This is a genomic window from Micromonospora sp. DT68 (assembly GCF_049847245.1).
Classification (GTDB): domain Bacteria; phylum Actinomycetota; class Actinomycetes; order Mycobacteriales; family Micromonosporaceae; genus Micromonospora; species Micromonospora profundi.
On the sequence record NZ_JBNCNZ010000010.1, the window covers coordinates 69,931 to 91,685 of the forward strand.

The following is a 21,755-nucleotide window of genomic DNA, read 5'->3' on the forward strand; positions in this document are numbered from 1 at the left end:
TCGCGGGCGCCGGCAGGGACCGCACCGCGCCGGCCGGACGGTCGGCCCGCGTGCGTGGGCTTCCCCGGTCGGCCCGGTACCCTCGGATGGTGTCTGCCACCTCCCCTTCCGCTGCCGAGGGCCGCCGTGTAGCCCTGCTCACCCTGGGCTGTGCCCGCAACGAGGTCGACTCGGAGGAGCTGGCCGCCCGGCTGCACGCCGACGGCTGGCAGGTCACCACCGACGGCGAGGGCGCTGACGTGGTGGTCGTCAACACCTGCGGCTTCGTGGAAAAGGCCAAGCAGGACTCCATCCAGACCCTGCTGGCCGCCGCCGGCACGGGCGCCAAGGTGGTGGCCGCCGGCTGCATGGCCGAGCGGTACGGCAAGGAACTGGCCGACAGCCTCCCCGAGGCGCAGGCGGTGCTGAGCTTCGACGACTACCCGGAGATCGGCGCGCGGCTGAACGCCGTCGTCGCCGGCGAGCAGGTCACCTCGCACACTCCGCGGGACCGCCGCGAGCTGCTGCCGCTGACGCCTGTGAAGCGCCGCGACGCCGCCGTCTCGCTGCCCGGGCACGGCACCTCCACCCGGTCGGCCGTCGAGACCGACGAGCACACCCCGGCGCACCTGCGTCAGGTGCTGCGTCGCCGACTGGACACCGGCCCGGTGGCCTCGCTGAAGCTCGCCAGCGGGTGCGACCGCCGCTGTGCGTTCTGCGCCATCCCCGCGTTCCGTGGGGCGTTCGTCTCGCGTACGCCCGATGAGCTGCTCGCCGAGGCGGAGTGGCTGGCCAAGACCGGTGTACGGGAGCTGGTGCTGGTAAGCGAGAACTCGACGTCGTACGGCAAGGACCTGGGCGACCCCCGGGCGCTGGAGAAGCTGCTGCCGCAGCTCGCCGCGGTGTCCGGGATCGTGCGGGTGCGGGTGAGCTACCTCCAGCCGGCCGAGACCCGGCCCGGGCTGGTCGAGGCGATCGCGGGTACGCCGGGCGTGGCCCCGTACTTCGACCTGTCGTTCCAGCACTCAAGCGAGCCGGTGTTGCGCCGGATGCGCCGGTTCGGTTCCACTGACCGTTTCCTGGAGCTGTTGGCCGGTGCCCGCGCGTTGGCCCCGGAGGCGGGTGCGCGGAGCAACTTCATCGTCGGCTTCCCCGGCGAGACGCGCGCCGACGTCGACGAGCTGGTCCGCTTCCTTACCGAGGCCCGGCTGGACGCGATCGGCATGTTCGACTACAGCGACGAGGACGGCACCGAGGCCGCCGGGCTGCCCGGCAAGGTGTCCGCCGCGACAATCAAGCGGCGGTACGACAGGCTCAGCGCGCTTGCCGACGAGCTCTGCTCGCAGCGGGCCGAGGATCGGCTCGGCTCGACCGTCGAGGTGCTTGTCGACTCGATCGCCGACGGTGTGGTGGAGGGTCGGGCGGCGCACCAGGCGCCGGAGGTGGACGGCTCCACCACGCTTGTCGCCCCGGCCGACGGTGGGGTCGACCTGGCCGCGTTGCGCCCGGGTGACCTGGTCCGTGCAACCGTTACCGGCACCGAAGGGGTGGATCTGCTCGCGGTGCCGGATGAGATGATCTCGGCGGCGCCCGGCGCGGCACGGTGACGGCGGGGCCGAGCGGAGCGGGGGAGCCACGTGGCGCGATACCGGGAACGCCACGGCGACCCGAGCGGGGCGAGGTGGTGACCGGGGTGACGGAGTCGACGCCGGCCCGGGTGGTGCCGCAGGTTCCCGTGCTCAACGCCGCCAACGCACTGACGGCGCTTCGGCTGGTGCTGGTGCCGGTCTTCGCCGCGTCGGTGATCATGTCCGGGATGACGCACGCCGGCTGGCAGATGGCGGCGTGCCTGATCTTCGCGGTGGCCTCGGCGACCGACCTGGTGGACGGCTGGATCGCCCGCCGGTTCGGGTTGGTGACCTCGGTCGGCAAGGTGGCCGACCCGATCGCCGACAAGGCGCTCACCGGCGCGGCCCTGGTGCTGCTCTCCTGGTACGACAGGCTGCCGTGGTGGGTGACGGCGCTGATCCTCGTCCGTGAGCTGGGCATCACGGGGATGCGGTTCTGGGTGATCCGGCACGGCGTGATCGCGGCCAGCCGGGGCGGCAAGGTCAAGACCGCGCTGCAGACCCTTGCCATCGTCTGGTACCTCTGGCCGATGCCGGCCGGCCTGGCCGACGTCGGTCCCTGGATCATGGCCGCAGCGGTAGTGGTGACTGTGGCGACAGGCTTCGACTACATAGCCCAGGCCCTCCGCCTCCGCCGCTGACACCGACCTGCGTCGTCGGTCATGGAACCTCGGCGTGGCCGGGTGACAACTTCATGGTCAACGCGGCCGTCGCAGAGGGTTGGGCTGGGGCTGGTGGGGAAGGACGGAGTTCATGGCGCGGGATTCTGAAGAGTCGGCGGGTAGTCCCGCGGCAGGTGTCGTCCACAGCCTGGCGCAGCGGCACGAGACCCTCGCCACTGTCGAGTCACTCACCGGTGGCCTGCTCGCCGCCTCGATCGTGGAGATCGCCGGGGTCAGCGGGATCTACCAGGGTGGGCTCGTGGTCTACGCCACCGAGTTGAAGGCCACGCTGGCCGGCGTACCCGACGATCTGCTGGCCGAGCGCGGCCCCGTCGACCCGGACGTGGCGGCCGCGCTCGCCGAGGGCGGCCGGCGGCGCTGCGGCGCGGACTGGGGTCTCGCCACGACCGGGGTGGCAGGCCCGGAGCCGCAGGACGGCAAGCCCGTCGGCCTGGTCTACGTGGCGGTCGCCGGGCCGAACGGCGGCGAGGTTCGCGAACTCGACCTGGACGGCGGGCGCGACCACGTCCGCTCGGCCGCCGTGGTGGCGGCGTTGCGGCTGCTCGCCGAGCGGATCCACGCCGCCGACGAAGCCGCTCGGGACGGACTGGAAGCCGCCGACGCGGCGCGCCGATGAGTCGATCCGCCCGAACCGACAGGCGGGGTGGGATGTCGCCGGGCCCCGCACCGGGTACGGTTGCGGGAAGGCTCCGACGCTCGGGGCCGGTGCGGTCCGCCGCGACCGGCTGCCCAGCGCCGGGCGAGAGGTATCCCTCAGGGGGAGGTGCGATGGTCCTACTGCGCCGAGTCATCGGTGACGCACTGCGGGCGCGCCGGCAGGGGCAGCAGCGCACATTGCGCGAGGTGTCCACCGCCGCCAACGTCAGCCTCGGATACCTCTCCGAGATCGAGCGCGGGCACAAGGAGCCGTCCAGCGAACTGCTCGCCGCCATCTGTGACGCCCTCGGTGCCCGCCTGTCCGAGCTGCTGCGTGAGGTGAGCGACACCGTGGCGCTCGCCGAACAGATGCCCGAGGTGCTCGTTCCCATTGCCAACGAGTCGGCCGAGGCCACGCCCGTGGGCGCGGGGGCCGCCGTCGGCAAGAGGTCCAACCGGGCCGTACGCCAGGTCAGCTCCGATGGCAAGGTCGCCGTCTCGGTTCGGCAGGACTCGCCACTGCGGGCAACGCTGCGCAGCACGCGGGTGCGTCCCACCGAGCGAGACCGCGATGTGGTCTGCGCCGCCTGAGTCATCAGTCCGGTTGACCATGGGCGAGGTGGCGCGGGCCGCGTAGGGTGGCCGGCAGGAGCCGCCGGTGCCCGTCGACCGTCCGGTACGGATGCCTCGCCGGCGTCCGACTGGGACGATGGAGATCGGCCGGGTCGCGGTCGGTCGGTCCATCCGACCTGACCGTGGCGGAACGACGCTACTGAGGGGATACCGCGGAGATGGCGAACCCGTTCGTCAAGGGTTGGAACTACCTGATGGCGCTCTTTGGTGCCAAGATCGACGAGCACGCCGATCCCAAGGTGCAGATCCAGCAGGCCATCGAGGATGCCCAGCGGCAGCACCAGGCGCTGGTCCAGCAGGCTGCTGCCGTGATCGGCAACCAGCGTCAGCTGGAGATGAAGCTGTCCCGGCAGATGTCCGAGGTCGAGCGGTTGCAGGGCAACGCCCGGCAGGCCCTCGTGCTTGCCGACCAGGCCCGCGCCAAGGGCGACGAGGCCGAGGCGACGCGGTTCGAGCAGTCCGCGCAGACACTCGCCAGCCAGCTGGTCTCCGCCGAGCAGGCCACGGAAGACCTGAAGACCCTGCACGACCAGGCGCTCGGCGCGGCCGCGCAGGCCCGCCGTGCGGTCGAGAACAACTCGATGATCCTCCAGCAGAAGCTCGCCGAGCGCACCAAGCTGCTCAGCCAGCTGGAGCAGGCCAAGATGCAGGAGACGGTCGCCCACTCGCTGGAGTCGATGTCGTCGCTGACCGCCCCGGGTAACACCCCGTCCCTGGACGAGGTGCGCGACCGCATCGAGCGGCGGTACGCCAACGCCATGGGCCGCGCCGAGCTGGCCGGCAATTCGGTCGAAGGCCGGATGCTGGAGATCCAGAAGGCGACAATCGACTCGGCGGGCTCGGCCCGGCTGGAGCAGATCCGCTCCAGCATGGCGGGGGAGCAGCTCGGTGGCGCCGCCCAGCGTCCGGCCGTGTCGCAGGGCGAAGCGGCAGGTTCGGCGACCCCGGCCGGTGACCCGGCCGCCGCCGCCCGGCTGGACGAGCTGCGCGCGAGCATGGCCCGCGAGCGCGGCACCGGCGACCCGACCGCCGCCGGCTGAACGACCGGCCCGAGGAGGTCACGGTGGCAGACGAGCGGACGCGGTACTTCCGTCGGCTGAGTCGGCTGCGCCGATCCGCCCGGCGGTGGAGCGTACTCGCCGGTGGGCTCGGCGGCGCGGCAGCGGTGCTGACGCCGTACGCCGGCCTCGGTCTGCCGGACGCGGCCTGGGCCGGCGCCGCGGGCAGTGCGGTGGCGCTGGCCGCCTGGCGGTGGCTCGACCTGCGCGCGCTCGCCGCCCAGCCCGCGCCCCCGGCCCTGGACCCGGCCGAGGCCGCGGCCCGGTCCCGTGCCCGGCTGGTGGCCGCCGTCGAGCGACTGCCGGTCGGCTCGGGCCTGCTGGCCGAGGCCCGGCGGGTCCGCAACCGGGTCGCGTTGCGCGGCACCACCGCCGGGCAGCACTGGTCACGACTCGACAAGGCCTCGCTGACCCTCGCCGGGATGGCACCGCGGCTCACCGGGCTGGCCGAGCCCGCCGTCCTGGAGGCCGCCGTCGCGGACCGGTCGCTACGTGAACTCGCCGAGCGGACGGCGAGCGTCGAACGCGCGCTGCGCCTCGCCCCGACCGACGCCCGTGCCTCGCTCACCGAGGCGCACCGCACGCTTACCGCCCAACTGGAGAGCGGCGTGGCGGCCTACGAGCGGCTGGTGGTCGCCGCCGCCGGCTACCTCGCCGAGGACGCCCGACCGGAGCCCACCCATCCGGCCGCCGACCGGCTCACCGAGGCCACCGACCTGCTGCACGGCGTGGCCTCGGCCCTGGCCGAGCTGCGCGCCGTGGACCGTCCGCTGCGCGCGCCCACCCGCTGAGCCGACCCCACCCGGCCGTCACGGCGGGGTGGTGACCGGGATCGGCCCGGTGTACGGCGAGCTGCCGACGACGTTGAACGACCGGATCCGGTAGTGGTAGGTCGTGCCCCGGGCCAGCCCGGTGTTCGTGAAGCCGCGACCTGTCACCGTGAAGGTTGCCACCTCCCTGCCGAACGCCGGATCCAGCGCCCGTTGGACAATGAACCCCGCCCCCGGGCCTGCGGGCGTGTTCGCCGCCCAGCCGAGGGTCACAGTGGCGGTGTCCGGCCCCGGCGCGCTGGCGGTGACGGTCAACCCGACAGGTGTGGTCGGCGCGGGCGGCGTGCTCACCGTCGCCACCGTCGACCAGGCAGAGGCGGCGCCCAGGTACGTGGTCCGGACCCGGTAGTAGTACGTGGTGTCCGGGGCGATCGTGGCGTCCAGGTGGTTGTCGCCGACCCCGATCGCCGTGGTGCCCGGTCCGCTGGTGAAGGTCGGGTTGGTGGCCCGCTGCACGTCGATGCCCGTGGCGAACGACCGGTTCGTCCAGCGCAGCGCCACCCGCAGCGGGGCGGCCGGCGGGATCGCCGCGAGCAGACCGTTCGGCGCTGTCAACTGCACCGAGGCGGGCACGCTGTTCGACCAGGACGAGTAGCTGACCTCGTTCTCCGCCCGTATCCGGTAGTGGTAGGTGACCCCGGGGGTGACTGTCGCGTCGGTGTACCGGGTGGCGGCCGCCGCGACGGTGATGGTGGTGACCTCCCCGGTGAACGTCACATCGGTGGCCCGTTGCAGCAGGTGGCTCGTCGCGGGCGGGCGTCCACCGTTGCCCGTCCAGGCCAGCGCGATCGCCGGCAACGCGGTGGCCGAGCCGGGCACCGGTGTGGCAGTCAGGCCGGTGGGCGCCCTCGGCGTCACCCGCAACACCAGCGGCCGGGTCATGCCGAGGTCACGGTGGCCGGCTAGCTGACTGTGCCAGCGGTACTCCCATCCCATGTTGACGAGTTGGTTGACCACCACGGCGGGTCGCCCGTCGGCCGGGCTGACCGGAGTCGACCCGGTCCGCGCGCCAGCCGGGCGGCCCGGGTCCAGCAGCCGCACGCTGTCGCCCAGCTTGAACGGCAGGGCCGGAGCGACAGGGCGCAGCGCCACGACCACGTCCTCCCGGGGATGCACCTGGACGATTTCCTTCCAGCCCAGCTCCGCGCCGTGCGGCGGACGCAGGGTGCCGTCCCAGCCGACCCGGTTGACCACCTGCACGTCGCAGCCGCCGAACCGCAGCGGCTCGCTCTGCCTGACGTTCCCGCTGATCCGCCAGACCTGCGTCCCGTCGGTGGGCGCTCCGACCGGTACGGCCGGGTCGGCGGCGAACAGCACCTCGGTGACCGGGTCGGTGGCGCCGAGCGGCAGCGTCGCCGGCGTGAGCGGCCCGGCCTGCGGGTGACCGACGCCGAGCCGCCCGGTCAGCCGGCCGTGCCCCGGCTCGAAGACCTGCTGCACGGCCTTGACCTCGATCGGCAGCGTCACCGGTCCGGAGCCGCCGGTGGGAGTGAACGTCACGGTGGTGGCGTGCACCGGCACCGTCGTCTCCGCCGCCGTCCGGGTGCCGAACGCCGGATCGTACGCCGGCTGCGGCACGATCGGCGGGCGCTGGCTTGCCGCGTACGCCACGGGCAGGCGCTCGCGCAGCCGGTCCAGGTCGTACGGCTCCGCCGGTGCTCCGGTCACCCGGAACTGGAGCAGGGTCCGGGTGTTCGGGCCGTACCCGGGCTCGGTGGGTGGGGGGCCGCCCTCGGCGGTCCGGTCCGCGGCGTCGGTGTGCTGGTCGTAGCGCCTGTCGAAGCCGGGCAGCGGCGCCGGGGCGTCGTTGTAGAGGATCAGCGTGCTGCCCGACGGTACGGCGGAGAAGTCGACGAGCACGTCCGCGCGCTCACCGGGGGCGAGCAGCAGCGTGTGCCCGTCGACGTTGAGCACCGTCGGGTCGAGCCGGTCGTAGCGGTAGCCGATCGGCCGGTTCGGCAGGACCACAGGGGCGGGCAGCAGCCCGGCCTCGTTGCCGATCTGGATGAACGACGGCCCGGCGGCACGCGGGTCCGGCACACCACCGTCGCGCGCGTCGGTCGGCCATCCGGCCGGCTGGCCCGCCGCCCGCACGGCGGGCACCATCGGCACCTCCCCGGCGTCCCCGTCGGCAAGGCTGCCGTCCTCGGTCCACATGGGCGCGTCCGAGCAGGCCCGGTAGAGCTGGAGGTTGAGGCTGCGGTCCAGGCACGCGTTGAGGATCCGGAACCGGTACGTGCGGGGACGTACCTCCAGGTACGGGTAGGCGACGCCGTTGACAAGGGGAGTGTCGCCGTACGCTTCGGGTACCGCGGACGGGTGCGGCACCCCGGGGCGCAGCGGTGGTTCGGCTGGCGCGCCCACCGGGTCGTGGTGCGGGTTCGGCACCGGGCCCGGCCCGGCCAGCGGTGCAGCCCCAGTGGGCCCGTCGTTTGTCGGCCAACCGTCCACTGCGGGCCACCCGTCGGACCGGCTGCCGTCCGGTGCCGGGTTACGCGACCAGGGGCCGTAGTCCCACCGGCCGGTGGGGTTGCGCCCGCCGGAGCGGTACGGGTTCTGCCGGGGCTGGTAGACGTGGGGGTGCCAGAGGCTGCCCCGGGCGCCCCAGCGTTCCCGGTCCCAGGTCGGGTCCTCGGCGGCCAGCTGGGTGTCGTCCGGCACGAACGTCTTGTCCTCGATCACCAGTGGCAGCTGGTCGGCGGGCAGCACCCGGTCGGCGACGAGTTGGTCCTCCGCCGGGTCGGTGAGCAGGTAGAGGGCGAGCTGTCCGCCGTAGACGGTGAGCCGGGCCAGGCCGAGTGTGTTGTCGTGGAACCACAGCAGCCGGCCGCTCTGCTCGTTCGGGTAGTAGAGCGTGGTGGCGCCCACGCCGGGCGGCGGCATGTCCGGCACGTGCGTCAGGTTGGTCCCTGTCGGGTACGGGGTGATCTCCCCGGCCGGGGTGATCCACTGCTCGGGGTTGCCGGCGCTGGTCCATCCGGTCTGCGCTCCGGCCAGGTGCAGTACCGCCCGGTTCTGCGGGTAGGGGGCGGGGCCGTCGAGCGGGCCGATGCCGGCGCCCTCGACGGTCTCGTCGACAGGCAGGAACAACTCGCCGGCCCGGCCGGTGGGCAGCTGGTTGATGAACTTCACCCGTACCGGTCGGCCACGTCGGGCGCGGATCATCGGGCCGAGGTGCCAGGGCCGCTCCGGTGGCACCACAGTGTTGTGGCCGGACACGTCGGTGCCCAGGTTGAGCTGCCGGTAGCCGCGCAGCCGGGTGGCCGGCAGGTCCCGGTGCAGCCGCTGGGCGTACTCCTGAAGGCCGATCTCGTAGTAGTCGCAGCCCGGGTAGCTGATGGTGTCGGGCACCGCGACCGGCAGGTACGCGCCGAGGTCGGTGCGACCCAGCTCCCCTGGGGTGGGCAGCGTGTCGACGAACTTCCGCAGGCCGGTGCCCGGCGTCAGTTGACCGTCCGGGTCGCGCGTCGGGCGGGGGCTGTACGCGAAGTTGGGCACCGGGCCGAAGCACCGGGGCGCGGCGGCCGGGTCCAGGCTCGCGGCCGGGGCCGCCTCCTCGGGGGCGCGGGCCGCCGGTACGGGCGTCACGCGGCCGTTGACGGCACCGTCGCCCACCTGTGTGGGCCTGTCGAAGAACGTGGAGCGGAGTCTGCGAAACATCGCCATGGCTCTCCCCGGGGTCGGGGCACGAGACGCGCCACCCCGACGTGGCGGACCTCGGCACTCTGCTGACGATCGGTGAGCATTCAATCGCAGCATGCGACGCCGACGGCCAGATAGGAATTACCCAATCGTCCGTATCTGGGATGAGCTCGATCAATTAGGCCCGTCAACCGGGCGGCGTGTGCTCCGGTTGGCAGACCGGGCACCAGTAGGTCACCCGCTCGCCCAGCTCCTGCTTGCGGATGGCGGTGCCGCAGCGGCGGCAGGGCTGCGCGCGGCGGCCGTACACGTAGCTGGTCTGCCCCCGGTGAAGCGAGCCGGTGGTGCTCTGTGTCCAGCGGCCCCGATTGGCGGCCAGCAGACGCTGCGCGAGAGCCACAGTGGCGGGCAGGTCCGGCACCGCGCCGACCGGCGTCCACGGTGACACGCCCCGCAGGAAGAGCACCTCGCACTTGTAGAGGTTGCCGACCCCGGCGAGGTTGCGCTGGTCGAGAAGCGCCTCGCCGATCGTCTCGGTGGGTCGGGCGGCGAGCCGGCGGACCGCCTCTGCCGCGTCCCAGTCCGCGCCGAGCAGGTCAGGGCCGAGGTGACCGACCAGGTCGTCCTCCTCCGACGTCGGCACCAGCGCGAGGTCGTGCAGGTGGTAGCCGACCGCGACCGCGCCGGGGCTGCGCAGCACCACCCGGATCAGGTGTGCGGGGCGGCCACTCCAGCGTTCCCCCGGCGCGTACGCCCGCCACGCGCCGTCCATCCGCAGGTGAGAGTGGAGTGTCCAGTGCGTCCCGTCGAGGGCGTCGAGCCGGAGCAGCAGGTGCTTGCCCCGGCTTGCCGATTCGCGGACGGTCCAGCCGGTGAGGTCTGTGGTGGCCAGTCGCGGCACCCGGAAGTCACTGCCGGTGAGCCGCGTGCCGGCCAGGGCGCGGTGCAGCACACGCGCGGTGTTCCAGACGGTGTCACCCTCGGGCACCCTGCCATCCTCCCTCGATCGAGCAAGACTCGCATGTATCGCTATTTGTAGCTAGCTTCCTCATGATCTACCGACATGACAGGGTCAGGGGATATCTGAGGAGATCGCCCATGAAACGACCTCAATGTCGTATCCGCCCGACCGCCCTCGCCGCTGTCCTCGCCCTCGCGCTCACGATCGCCCTCGTCCCCCTCACCAGCGGATTTCCCGCCGCCACCCCCGTCGCCAGCGGTTCCGTCACGCTCACCGCCGTCGCGCCCGGCGGCGAACGCTGGAGCACCGACCTCTCCGTCGTCGACCGCGACGACGTAAACGTCCGGCGTACCCCAGCGGGGTTGCGGCTACGCGAGGCCCGAACCCCCGGACGCGGCCCCCGCAGCCCGCACAACGCGGTCGCCGAAGGCATGCTGCTGACCGCCCCGCGCACCCTGGCCCGCCCGGCCACCCGGGTCCGCGCCGAGATCACCGCGGACGTCCCCTCCGGCGCGACAGTGGAGGTGCTGGTCCGCGGCTGGCGGGTCACCGGCTGGACCGAATGGCGGGCCGCGACCAGCGGCGCCGTCTTCGACCGGCCGGTCAGCCAGGTGCAGACCCGGGTGGTGCTGACCGCGCGCAACGGCGGCGCCACCGCGACGGTACGCGCTGTCCAGCTCACCGCCGACGCGACAGCAGCCGTCTCCGCCGCCACACCCGGGCTCACCTACCGGGTGTACGCGACCCGCATCGGGCTGGTCGGCGAGGTGACCGCAAACGGCCGCACAGTGCAGCCGCGCGACCACTTCGTGGCCCTGCCGTCACGTCGTGGCCTGTCCCCGCTCAACACCGGCGACTACACGGTGCGGGTCTGCACCACCACGGGCTCCCGCTGCGAGTACGCCCCGGTCTGGGACGTCGGGCCGTGGAACACCCGCGACGACTACTGGAACCCCGCGGCCGTACGGGAGAACTGGAAGAACCTGCCGCAGGGTCGCCCCGAGGCGCAGGCCGCCTACCAGTCGGGCTACAACGGCGGGCGGGACCAGTTCGGGCGTACCGTGCTCAACCCGGCCGGCATCGACCTGGCCGACGGCACCTTCTGGGACGGCCTGAAACTCACCACGAACGCCTGGGTGGACGTCGCCTACCTGTGGACCGGCGGCGGGCCGCGTGGTGTCGTCGGCGACGGGCCGCTGAACATCCGCAGCGGGGCCAGCACGTCGTACGCAGTCCGTGGGCTCGCCGCACGGTTCGCCAACGTGCCGATCCAGTGCTACGTCACCGGACAGTCGGTGGCCGGCCCCTACCGCACCACCACCAGATGGAACCGGCTGGCCACCGGGCAGTACGTCAGCCACGCGTACATCTCCGCCGTGTACGGCGGCACCGTGCCGGTCTGCTGACCCGATCCCGCCGCGCCGGGCGCCGTCAGGGGCGCTCGTCGGGGCGGGCCGGGCGCACCATGTCCTGATAGCGTGGGTGGCTGGCCCCGTAGACGGCGTAGTTGAGCCGGGCGTACGTCAGGCTCAGGTCGCCGTTGGCGCCACCGCGCACCGCATCGGCATCGGCGTCGGTCTGGCCGTCGTCGGTCCAGAAGCAGACCGGGCAGGTCCCGCCGCCCGTTCGAGAGGCGCAACAGGGACAGCCCACGGGAACTACGTGTTCACCCACCGAGGCAGCATTCCACAGTTGAATGTCACCCGGCCACCCGCAAAAGATCACCCGGGACCACCCCGAGGAGGTCCACCGCGCGGCCACCATTGACCGCTATCGCCACCCGATCGGCCGAGTCTGCGTACACCACGAGGCCACCGTCGGGTGCGTCGCCGAAGGTCCGTCCGCGCACCGCCGTCCGGGCCGGCGTCGGCCCCGGCGGGCCTACCCGGAGGGTGGCCGGAAACGGACCGAGCAGTTCGGCCGGCGCGGCCAACTGGACGTTGCCGAAGTGGTCGACGGTCAGCACCTCGGCGGTGAAGCCCTCAGGGTCGGGGGTCACGACCGGCGACGGCAGGCGGACCAGCCCGGCCGGGTCGACGGCCGGGCCCGCCTCGGCCAGCGGGACGCCGAGCGCCAGGCGCGCCGCCACCGGTGCGAAGACGTCCCGACCGTGGAACGTGCCGGACACCTTGGCTGCCAGCCAGCGGGGCTCGGTGAGTTCCACCGCGGCCGTCACGCCGCCGAGCGCGGCGGCGGCGTCCGGCAGCAGCCCGTTGTCCGGGCCGACAAGCAGCCCGCCCGGGGTCGCCAACGCGATGCCCCGCCGGGTGGTTCCCACTCCCGGGTCGACAACCGCCACGTGTACGCCCACCGGCAGGTACGGCACCGTCTGCGCAAGCACGGCGGCACCGCGCCGGACGTCGGCGGGCGGCACCAGGTGGGTCACGTCGATGATCCGGGCGGCCGGCGCGATCCGGGCGATCACCCCGTGGCAGGCGGCCACGAAGCCGTCGGTGAGGCCGTAGTCGGTGGTCAGCGAGATCCAGGGCGTTGCGGCCATCCCCGCAGGTTAACGCCCGGCGCAGGTACGCGACCCTGCGGTGCACCCGCCCACGCGGACGACCGACGATTGCCGGAAATGGGACAGAGTGCAGTGTCCGACCGGCCCTCCCGTCCTCGGGCCCCGACCGGCAGACTGCCCTGGTGACACATCGGAGCATGCCCGCCGTCGGTGTTCTGCTGCTCGCCGTCGCTCTCACCGCCGGCTGCGGCAGTGACGACGCCGACCGACCGAACGCGGCACCGCCCGCCTCCTCCCTTCCGAGCGAGGACGCCACCGGCCTGCCGAGCGCCTCGCCGCCCCCGTCCGGCCCCGGCGGCAGCGCCACCACCCCGGCCACGCCGGCCCAGCCCGCGCCGCCGCAGCAGGGGACGACCGAGCGCCGGCCGGCGAGCCCACCGCCGGTGGTGCTGCCCCCGCGTCCCGCCGGGGCGCCCGCCGCCCAGCAGGTCGTCGACGCGTTCCGGGCCGCTGGCCTGAAGGTGCCCCGTCCGAAGGACCGGTCCGTCGACTGCGGGCCGGACGGCCTCGGCCTGGGATGCTCCGAGATCGTCGCCACCGATGCCGTCACGATCTACGTGTTCCCCGACGAGGTAAGCGCCAGCGACATCGCCGAGATCTGGAGCGGCCAGTCGTACCAGCGCGGCGCCGTAGTGCTCAACTACCTCGAGGCGAAGACCCCGGCCGCCGACCGCCCGCGCTACGAGAAGGCCCTGAACAACCTCCGCTGAGCCAGATCCAATGCTGGCTGCTGGCTGCTGGCTGCTGGCTGCTGCCGTGGGCGTGGGCTTCGAACTGGAGCGGGCGTTGAGCTGTGGTTGGTGGCCTTGGCGACCCGGTAGCCCTTTGGAGCTTGATACCTGTGAGTCATCAATATGACTCACAGGTATCAAGCTCAATTGAGTGAGGTCGGTGGTGCGTAGCGGTGCTGTGCCATCCGCACCTCCCACTGGCTGCGACGGGTCGGGCGCCCGCGATCGAGACCCACGGCGCGGGGCGCGTGAGTGCGGTCGCGGGGAGTGGAGGTCAGCCGCGCAGGCGTAGGCCGCGCGGGGTGACCCGGAAGCCGGCAGCGGTCAGCGCGTCCCGCAGCGGTGCGGAGTGCACGGCCTCACCGTCGGCCCGCTCCACCGATATCGCGCCCAACGCTCCGGAGTGGACGGCGTCGGCGAGCGCCTTGCCGGCAGCGGCGAGAGTGTCGGCGTCGTCGGTGAACGACAGCAGTGTCCGGCCGCCGCGTTCCACGTACAGCACCAGGTCGCCGCCGACCGTCACCACCAGCGCGCCCGCCTTTCGGCCGGCCCGGTGCCCGGTCGCCGGAGCGGACCCGTCGCCTGCGTCGACAACGCGTTCCGGCCAGGGCAGTGCCGCGCCGTACGGGTTGGCGGGGTCGGTGGCGGCGAGGACCATCGTCGGGCCGCTCCGGCCCCGGGCACCGTCGGCCGGCTCCGCGAGCGCGCGCAGCCGGTCCACCGCGCCGGGTACGGCGAACTGTGCCGCACCCAGACCCTCGACGAAGTAGCCGCGGCGGGCCGCGCCGCGCTCCTCCAGCGCCGACAGCACCGGGTAGACGGCGGTGAACCCACCGACCACCTGCTCCGCCAGCACCGCGCCACGGGTGACCACCCCGTGCCGTTCCAGCAGGACGTCGGCGAGGGCGGCGGCCCGGCGGGTCGGGTCGAGATCCCGCTCAGGTAGCCGTGACCAGCGGCCGGCGACCGTCGGCGGCTCGCCCCGAGTGGGCAGCGCCACCCGACCGGGTCGCCGGTAGCGGGTGCGTGGCGCGGACGGCCGGGCTCGGTGCGCCCCACCCGCGCCGAGCACCGCGCGCAGCGGGGCGAGGGTGTCGTTGGTGAGGTGGCCAGCCCAGACCAGATCCCAGATCACACCGGTCAGCACGGCGTCGTCGGTCGATCCGACCCGATCGGCCAGCGGGCGGAAGAACAGTGCCTGCCCGTCGCCGAGCGCGTCGAGCACCGCGTCGTGCAGCGGGGTGCGGGTGAGCGCCTCGTCGGGTGGCGCAAGGAGCAGCGGGGCGGCGTCCGCGTACGCCAGGGTGACCCAGCCGTCGCCGCCGGAGATGGCCCCCGAACCCGCCCAGAGCACCTCGCCGCTGGCACACAGCTCGTCGAGGTGGGCGGGGGAGTAGTCCGCGACGCGGCCGGGCAGCACGAGCCGTTCCAGCGCGGACGCCGGCACCGCCGCGCCCTGCAACTGCTCCACTGTCGCGGCGAGCGCCTCCACTCCCCGGGCCGCCGCGCCGACCTGCTGCCAGCGGGGCAGGAAGGTGGCAAGCGCCCGGGGCGGGACCGGCTCGATCTCCCGGCGCAGCGCCGCGAGTGAGCGGCGGCGCAGCATGCGCAGCACCTCGGCATCGCACCACTGGGCGCCTGCCGAATCCGGGGTGAACTCGCCGGAGACGACCCGGCCGGTGGCGGCGAGCTGGCGCAGGACCTGCTCGACGACGAACACCCCGAGCCCGAAGCGGGCCGCGCAGCTCGCCGCGGCGAACGGCCCGTGGGTGCGGGCGTAGCGGGCCACCAGATCGCCGAGCGGGTCGGCCACCGGTGTGAGGTACGCCTCGGCGACGCCTACCGGCAGCGCCACCCCGAGCGCGTCGCGCAGACGGGCGGCGTCCTCGACGCCCACCCAGCGCTGCTCACCGGCGATCCGGACCCGCAGCACCCGGCGGGCGGCCTCCAACTCGGTCAGCCAGGTCTCCGGTACGCCGCGCTCGGTCAACTCGGCGTCACTCAGGTCGCCGAGCACCCGCAGCAGCTCGACCACGTCCTCCGCGTCGCGGGGACGGCGCTGCTCGGTGAGCCAGCGCAGCTGTCTGTCGGTTTCGGCGAGCACCGCTGGGTCCAGCAGCTCACGCAGGTCGACCCGGCCGAGCAACTCGCCGAGCAGCGTGGAGTCGAGGGCGAGCGCGGCGGCGCGGCGCTCGGCCAGCGGCGCATCACCCTCGTAGAGGAACGCGCCGACGTAGCCGAAGAGCAGCGACCTGGCGAACGGGGACGGCGCGCTGGTCTCCACCTCGACAAGCCGGACCTTGCGGGCGGCCAGGTCGCGCATCAGCCCGGCCAGCGCCGGCTGGTCGAAGACGTCCTGGAGGCACTCCCGGGCCGCCTCCAGGGTGACCGGGAAGTCGGCGTACTCGCGGGCGACGTCGAGGAGCTGCGCGGAACGTTGCCGCTGCTGCCAGAGGGGCTGGCGGCGGCGTGGGTCGCGGCGCGGCAGCAGCAGTGACCGGGCGGCGCACTCCCGGAAACGGGCGGCGAAGAGCGCCGAGGTGCCCACCGACTCCTCCACCAGTTGGGTGATCTCGTCGGGCTCGAACACCACCACGTCGGCGCCGGGTGGCTCGTCGGCGGTGTCCGGCAGGCGCACCACGATGCCGTCGTCGGAGGGCATCACCTGGGCGTCGACGCCGTACCGCTCGGCGAGCCGCCGGCCCACGGCGAGGGCCCACGGCCCGTTGACCCGCGCGCCGAGGACGCTGTGCACGGCCAGCCGCCAGTCGCCAAGCTCGTCGCGGAACCGCTCGACGACGATGGTGCGGTCGTCGGGCAGGGAACGGGTGGCGTCCCGCTGCTCGCGCAGGTACGCCATCAGGTTGCCGGCGGCCCAGTCGTCCAGCCCGCCGGCACGCAGCGCGGCCAGTCCTGCCTCGTCGCTCTGCTTGAGCAGGGTGCGCACCCGAGCGCCGATGGCCCGACCCAGCTCTACCGGCCGACCCAGTTGGTCGCCCTTCCAGAACGGCATCCGGGCGGCCTGGCCGGGGGCCGGCGAGACCAGCACCCGGTCGGGGGTGATCTCCTCGATGCGCCAGGAGGACGAGCCGAGCAGGAAGACGTCGCCGACGCGTGACTCGTAGACCATCTCCTCGTCCAGCTCACCGACCCGGGCGGCCCGCTCGGCGCCGGCCAGGAAGACCCCGAACAGACCACGGTCGGGGATTGTGCCGCCGCTGGTCACGGCGAGCCGCTGCGCGCCGGGCCGGCCGGTGAGCAGGTCGGCGGCGCGGTCCCAGACCAGGCGGGGGCGCAGCTCGGCGAACGCTGTCGACGGGTAGCGCCCGGAGAGCATGTCCAACACGGCGTGCAGCGCGGAGTCGGGTAGCTCGGCGAACGGCGCGGCGCGGCGGACCAGCACGGCCAGGTCGCCGACCCGCCACGGCTCCAGTGCCACCATCGCGACGATCTGCTGGGCCAGCACGTCGAGGGGATTGCGCGGGTAGTGCAGCTCCTCGATCGCACCGTCGGTCATCCGCTCGGCGACGACCGCGCAGGAGAGCAGGTCGCCGCGGTGCTTGGGAAAGACCACCCCGCGCGAGACCGCGCCCACCTGGTGCCCGGCCCGACCGACCCGTTGCAGGCCGGCGGCCACGCTTGGCGGCGCCTCGATCTGCACCACCAGGTCGACAGCGCCCATGTCGATGCCCAGCTCCAGGCTGGAGGTGGCCACCACTGCCGGCAGCTGGCCGGATTTGAGCGCCTCCTCGATGTGTTTGCGCTCCTCGCGCGAGACGCTGCCGTGGTGGGCGCGGGCGATCACCGGTGTCGCGCCGGTGGCCGCGCCGGACTGCGCCATCACCTCGGCCGGCGGGCGGTTGCCGGCGGGCTCGGTGGCCAGCCCGTCGGCGGCCAATTCGTTGAGCCGGGCGCAGAGGCGCTCGGCGCTGCGCCGGGAGTTGGTGAACACGATTGTGGAGCGGTGCTGCCCGATCAGCGTGAAGACCCGCTCCTCGACGGCCGGCCAGATCGAGGCGCGACGCGGGCCGGGACCGCCGAGGTCGTCCTCAGGTGGCTGCTCCTGCTCGTCGAGGCGGGTCATGTCCTCCACCGGGACCTGCACGCTGACCTCGATGGTCTTGGGTGTGGCGGGCTGTACGACGTCGACAGGTCGGGCACCGCCGAGGAACCGGGCGCACGCGTCGATCGGCCGGACGGTGGCCGACAGGCCGATCCGCTGCGCCGGCGCGGGCAGTAGCTCGTCGAGACGTTCCAGTGACAGGGCCAGGTGCGCGCCGCGCTTGCTGCCGGCCACCGCGTGCACCTCGTCGACGATCACCGTCTGGATGCCGCGCAGCGAATCCCGAGCAGCCGAGGTGAGCAGCAGGAACAGCGACTCGGGGGTGGTGATGAGGATGTCGGGAGGGGTGCGGGCGAAGGCACGTCGTTCGTCGGCAGGGGTGTCGCCGGTCCGCATGCCGACGGTGATGTCGGGCGGGGTGACGCCGAGGCGGGTGGCCGCCTGCCGGATGCCTGCGAGCGGGGCGCGCAGGTTGCGTTCGACGTCGACGGCGAGGGCCTTGAGCGGGCTGACATAGAGCACGCGGCACCGCTGTCGTGCCTCGGCCGGCGCGGGCTCGCGGGCCAGCCGGTCCAGTGACCAGAGGAACGCCGCGAGCGTCTTACCGGAGCCGGTGGGTGCCACGACGAGGGCGTTGCGGCCGGCGGCGACCGACCGCCAGGCGCCGGTCTGGGCGGCGGTGGGCGCGGCGAAGGCGGCGTCGAACCACGCGCGGGTGGCGGGACCGAACCCGTTGAGCACCCCGCCCGTATCCACATCCGCCCCGGTCACCGGTCCATCGTGCCCCGCCGGTACGACATCCACGACCGGCAGCGGCGCAACACTCCTGAGTGCGCGGTAAAAGCACCTGTTGCGTGGTTAGTACGTTAAGTCTCACTTAACTGCTTGCTTCTGAGGAGCAACATAAAGTAACTTCACCCGCAACGCGAACGGGGTGGAGGCGATGGGATGGCCGGCGAGCCGCGACACGTCGAACCCAGCACCGACGTGCTGATCCGCAAGGTCGACAGTCACCTCGCCACGCTGCGCGGCGGTCTGCACGGGCCCGAGTTGGCGCTCGCCGAGCGCCTCGCCCGTTGCCTGCGGGAGTTGGTCGTCTCCACCGCCCAGGCCAGCGCTGCCGATCGCGGCCAGGTCCGCGTCGCCGTCCACTATTTCGTGCTGCGCCGTGAAAGTCGGGGTCGACTGCTCTCGATGCGGTCGTTGGCCGTCGCCGAGCGGGTGGTCGGCAAGGTCGCCCGACAACTCGGCCGAGCCGATCTCGTGGCCGAGTTGCGCCCGGGTGGCACTGACCTGGACGACGCGCAACCCATCAGTAACGCCCTGATAAGCTGATCTCCGGCGGCCCTGCTGGTCTGTCGGCCACCGAGGGCATTTGACATGCCTCGCTGGCTGGCGGCTGTCGCCGCTGGCCGCCCGATAGGGGACGAATTATGGCAAAGGCGCGCGGGCGTCGACAGATTGGCGTCTGATCGCTGCTAGGCGCCACAGCTGTACGGACGCCGGCCACCACGATCGGGAGTGCGAGTGCTGTTACTGCTCATCCTCCACATGGTGGCTGCCGTGGCCGCGCCGGTGCTCGTCAAGTGGTGGGGTCCGCGCGCTTTCTATCCGCTGGCGCTGGCACCGGCCGCCGCGTTCTGCTGGGCACTGGCCCGCACGCCCGCCGTCGCTGACGGTGGCGCGGTTGTCGAGACGTATCCGTGGATCCGGGAGCTGAAGCTCGACATCGCGCTGCGGGTCACCACCCTGTCGTGGCTGATGACGCTGCTTATCGGCGGCGTCGGCGCGCTGGTGATGGTCTACTGCGCCCGCTACTTCAAACCCGGCTCGACCGGACTGGCGCAGTTCGCCGGGGTCCTTGTCGCCTTCGCCGGCGCGATGCTCCTGCTGGTCTTCTCCGACGATCTGCTGCTGCTCTACGTGGGCTGGGAACTGACCACGATCTTCTCGTACCTGATGATCGGGCACAGCACCGAACGGCGGTCCAGCCGGTGGGCGGCGGCACAGGCGCTGATCGTGACCACGCTGGGCGGGCTGGCCATGCTGGTCGGTTTCATCATGCTTGGCGAGCACGCAGGCACCTACCGCTGGTCGGAGATCTCGGCTCAACCGCTGCCCGGCGGCGCATACCTGATCACCGCGGTGCTGCTGATCCTGGCCGGCGCACTGTCCAAGTCGGCGGTGCTGCCGTTCAATTCCTGGCTGCCGGCGGCGATGGCGGCACCCACACCGGTCAGCGCGTACCTGCACGCCGCCGCCATGGTCAAGGCCGGCGTCTACCTTGTCGGGCTGCTCGCGCCGGTCCTCGCCACGGTCGGCCCGTGGCGGCCCGTGGCGCAGATCGCCGGTGTGGTCACCATGCTCGTCAGCGGGTGGGCAGCCCTGCGGCAGACCGACCTGAAGTTGCTGTTGGCGTACGGAACGGTCAGTCAGCTCGGCCTGCTCATCGCGGTGACCGGCGCGGGCACCTCGGGCGCCGCGTTGGCCGGCACGGCGATGCTGCTGGCGCATGCGCTGTTCAAGGCGACGCTGTTCCTGGTCGTCGGCATCATCGACCACGGTGCCGGCACCCGCGACCTGCGGCAGCTGTCCGGGCTGCGGCGCTGGTCCCGGCCGCTGTTCGTGGTGTCGGTGCTGGCAGCGGCGTCGATGGCCGGCGTACCGCCGCTCGTCGGCTTCGTGGCCAAGGAAGCGGTGTTCGCGGCGTTCACCGACCAGCCGTTGCTCCTCGCCGGCATCGTCGTGGGGACGGTGCTCACCGTCGCGTACAGCGCCCGTTTCCTGTGGGGAGCGTTCGCCGACCGGCCGGGTGTGGAACCGGTGTCGCCGGGCCCGATCGCCGCGGCGATGCTCGTCCCGCCGACAGTGCTCGCCGGTCTCGGGTTGCTCGCCGGCCCGGCCGCCGCCGTGCTGGACGGCCTGCTGAGCCCGTACGCCGAACTGCTCGGTGAGGTCGACGCGCACCTGGTGCTCTGGCCTGGACTGACCCCGGCGCTCGGCCTGTCCGTGCTGGCGCTTGTCGGCGGCGGCCTGCTGTTCGCCGTGCGCGGGCCGCTCGCCCCGGTGCTTGCCCGGCTCCGCTCGCCGATCGGCGGCAACCAGGGCTACGAGTGGGTGGTGGGCAAGTTCGACAGGCTCGCCATCGAGGTGACAGGTGCGACCCAGCGGGGTTCCCTCCCGCAGTACCTGGGCATCATCCTGGTCACACTTGTGGTGCTGCCCGGCGGTGCGATGCTCGCCGCCGGCCCGTGGCAGACCCGGATCCCCCTCTGGGACAACCCGCTGCAACCGGTGGTCGTGTTGGTGATCGCGGTGGCCGCGTTGCTCGCGGTCGGCGCCCGCAGGCGGCTGACCGCGATGCTGCTGGTCGGGGTGACCGGCTACGGCGCCGCGATGCTCTTCATCCTGCACGGCGCTCCCGATCTGGCTCTCACGCAGTTCCTGGTGGAGACCGCGACCATCGCTGTCTTCGTGCTGGTGCTGCGTCGCCTGCCGCCACGGTTCTCGGCCCGTCCGCTGCGCCGCAGCCGCTGGACCCGCCGGGTGATCGGCGTGGCAGTGGGTCTGGTGGCGGGTGGGCTCGCCCTCGTCGCGGCCGGCGCCCGCCGGGCGCCGGACATCGCCGTGGCCTTCCCGGATCTGGCAGTGGCCGAGGGGTACGGCCGCAACGTGGTGAACGTGACGCTTGTCGACATCCGGGCCTGGGACACGATGGGCGAGGTGTCGGTGCTGGTGGTGGCCGCGACCGGGGTGGCCAGCCTGATCTTCGAGAAGTCCCGGACCGGGCCGCGCCCGCGTCGGCCGGGTCCGCCGGGCCGGTCGGTCCTGCCCGGGCGGCCGGTGTGGCTGCGCGGCGGCCCCACCCTGTACGCGGAGCGGCGCTCCATCGTGATGGAGGTGGTCACCCGGCTGATCTTCCACACGGTCGTGTTGTTCTCCCTGTTCCTGCTCTTCTCCGGTCACAACGCGCCGGGCGGCGGCTTCGCCGGTGGCCTGGTGGCGGGCCTCGCGCTTGTGGTCCGCTATCTGGCCGGCGGCCGGTACGAGTTGACCGAGGCGGCGCCGGTGGGCGCGGGCCTGATCCTCGGCGCCGGCCTGGCAGTGGTGGTGGGCAGCGGCATGGTGTCGATGCTCGCCGGCGGGACGTTGCTGCAGAGCGCCAAGATCGACGCTTCGCTACCGCTGATCGGCGACATCCATCTGGTGACCACGCTGTTCTTCGACATCGGCGTCTACCTCATCGTGATCGGGCTGGTGTTGGACATCCTGCGCAGCCTGGGTGCCGAGGTGGACCGGCACATCGAGGCGACCGGGACCGAAGCGGGCGGACTGGCTGTCGACAAGGGAGACCGGCCGTGAGCGCGAGGAGTGAGCCGGGTTTGCGAGC

At 73.0% G+C, this 21,755-nt stretch carries 15 protein-coding genes; 10 read left to right on the forward strand and 5 right to left on the reverse strand.

From position 1 onward, the window contains the following. Positions 1-86 precede the first annotated feature (86 nt). The 6 genes from rimO (at position 87) to pspM (ending at position 5,408) form a co-directional block, all read left to right on the forward strand. Positions 87-1,586 (forward strand): 30S ribosomal protein S12 methylthiotransferase RimO, encoded by a 1,500-nt coding sequence (gene rimO / locus ACPXB1_RS19395; protein WP_355597034.1) that lies wholly within the window; start codon positions 87-89, stop codon positions 1,584-1,586. 77 nt (positions 1,587-1,663) lie between these two features. Then, a complete protein-coding gene (gene pgsA, locus ACPXB1_RS19400) occupies positions 1,664-2,248 on the forward strand; it encodes a CDP-diacylglycerol--glycerol-3-phosphate 3-phosphatidyltransferase (RefSeq protein WP_355597032.1) in 585 nt (194 codons plus the stop codon). Positions 2,249-2,360: 112 nt separating this feature from the next. Beyond that, entirely contained in the window at positions 2,361-2,906 is a 546-nt protein-coding gene (locus ACPXB1_RS19405) for a CinA family protein (RefSeq protein WP_355597030.1), read from the forward strand. A 152-nt stretch (positions 2,907-3,058) separates the two neighbouring features. After that, entirely contained in the window at positions 3,059-3,517 is a 459-nt protein-coding gene (locus tag ACPXB1_RS19410) for a helix-turn-helix domain-containing protein (protein ID WP_355597028.1), read from the forward strand. 200 nt (positions 3,518-3,717) lie between these two features. Beyond that, positions 3,718-4,599 (forward strand): PspA/IM30 family protein, encoded by an 882-nt coding sequence (locus tag ACPXB1_RS19415; RefSeq protein ID WP_355597026.1) that lies wholly within the window; start codon positions 3,718-3,720, stop codon positions 4,597-4,599. Positions 4,600-4,622: 23 nt separating this feature from the next. Then, positions 4,623-5,408 carry a phage shock envelope stress response protein PspM gene (pspM, locus tag ACPXB1_RS19420; RefSeq protein WP_355597024.1) on the forward strand — a complete coding sequence of 262 codons (786 nt, stop codon included), beginning with the start codon at positions 4,623-4,625 and terminating at the stop codon, positions 5,406-5,408. A gap of 18 nt (positions 5,409-5,426) precedes the next feature. Here the strand turns inward: pspM and ACPXB1_RS19425 are convergent, their stop codons facing one another. Next, on the reverse strand, positions 5,427-9,113 hold the full coding sequence (locus ACPXB1_RS19425) for a hypothetical protein (RefSeq protein WP_425735612.1): 3,687 nt from the start codon (positions 9,111-9,113) through the stop codon (positions 5,427-5,429). 163 nt (positions 9,114-9,276) lie between these two features. Next, positions 9,277-10,077 carry a DNA-formamidopyrimidine glycosylase family protein gene (locus ACPXB1_RS19430; RefSeq protein ID WP_355597020.1) on the reverse strand — a complete coding sequence of 267 codons (801 nt, stop codon included), beginning with the start codon at positions 10,075-10,077 and terminating at the stop codon, positions 9,277-9,279. A gap of 110 nt (positions 10,078-10,187) precedes the next feature. On the opposite strand from ACPXB1_RS19430, the gene ACPXB1_RS19435 reads away from it, so the two are divergent. After that, positions 10,188-11,456: a hypothetical protein gene (locus tag ACPXB1_RS19435; protein ID WP_355597018.1), complete on the forward strand. Its 1,269-nt coding sequence runs from the start codon at positions 10,188-10,190 to the stop codon at positions 11,454-11,456. A 25-nt stretch (positions 11,457-11,481) separates the two neighbouring features. On the opposite strand, the gene ACPXB1_RS19440 is transcribed toward ACPXB1_RS19435, so the two are convergent. Continuing rightward, a complete protein-coding gene (locus ACPXB1_RS19440) occupies positions 11,482-11,724 on the reverse strand; it encodes a CPCC family cysteine-rich protein (RefSeq protein ID WP_053656361.1) in 243 nt (80 codons plus the stop codon). Positions 11,725-11,749: 25 nt separating this feature from the next. Then, on the reverse strand, positions 11,750-12,550 hold the full coding sequence (locus ACPXB1_RS19445; protein ID WP_355597016.1) for an SAM hydrolase/SAM-dependent halogenase family protein: 801 nt from the start codon (positions 12,548-12,550) through the stop codon (positions 11,750-11,752). Positions 12,551-12,693: 143 nt separating this feature from the next. Here ACPXB1_RS19445 and ACPXB1_RS19450 point away from each other — a divergent pair, with 143 nt between their 5' ends. Continuing rightward, positions 12,694-13,281 carry a hypothetical protein gene (locus tag ACPXB1_RS19450; protein WP_425735613.1) on the forward strand — a complete coding sequence of 196 codons (588 nt, stop codon included), beginning with the start codon at positions 12,694-12,696 and terminating at the stop codon, positions 13,279-13,281. A 295-nt stretch (positions 13,282-13,576) separates the two neighbouring features. On the opposite strand, the gene ACPXB1_RS19455 is transcribed toward ACPXB1_RS19450, so the two are convergent. After that, positions 13,577-18,136 carry an ATP-dependent helicase gene (locus ACPXB1_RS19455; protein ID WP_425735614.1) on the reverse strand — a complete coding sequence of 1,520 codons (4,560 nt, stop codon included), beginning with the start codon at positions 18,134-18,136 and terminating at the stop codon, positions 13,577-13,579. 177 nt (positions 18,137-18,313) lie between these two features. Between ACPXB1_RS19455 and ACPXB1_RS19460 the strand changes: the two genes are divergently transcribed. Together ACPXB1_RS19460 and ACPXB1_RS19465 are read left to right on the forward strand one after the other, a co-directional pair. Further along, positions 18,314-18,700 (forward strand): hypothetical protein, encoded by a 387-nt coding sequence (locus ACPXB1_RS19460; RefSeq protein ID WP_355597012.1) that lies wholly within the window; start codon positions 18,314-18,316, stop codon positions 18,698-18,700. Positions 18,701-18,892: 192 nt separating this feature from the next. After that, positions 18,893-21,727 carry a Na+/H+ antiporter subunit A gene (locus tag ACPXB1_RS19465; RefSeq protein WP_355597011.1) on the forward strand — a complete coding sequence of 945 codons (2,835 nt, stop codon included), beginning with the start codon at positions 18,893-18,895 and terminating at the stop codon, positions 21,725-21,727. Positions 21,728-21,755: the final 28 nt, after the last annotated feature.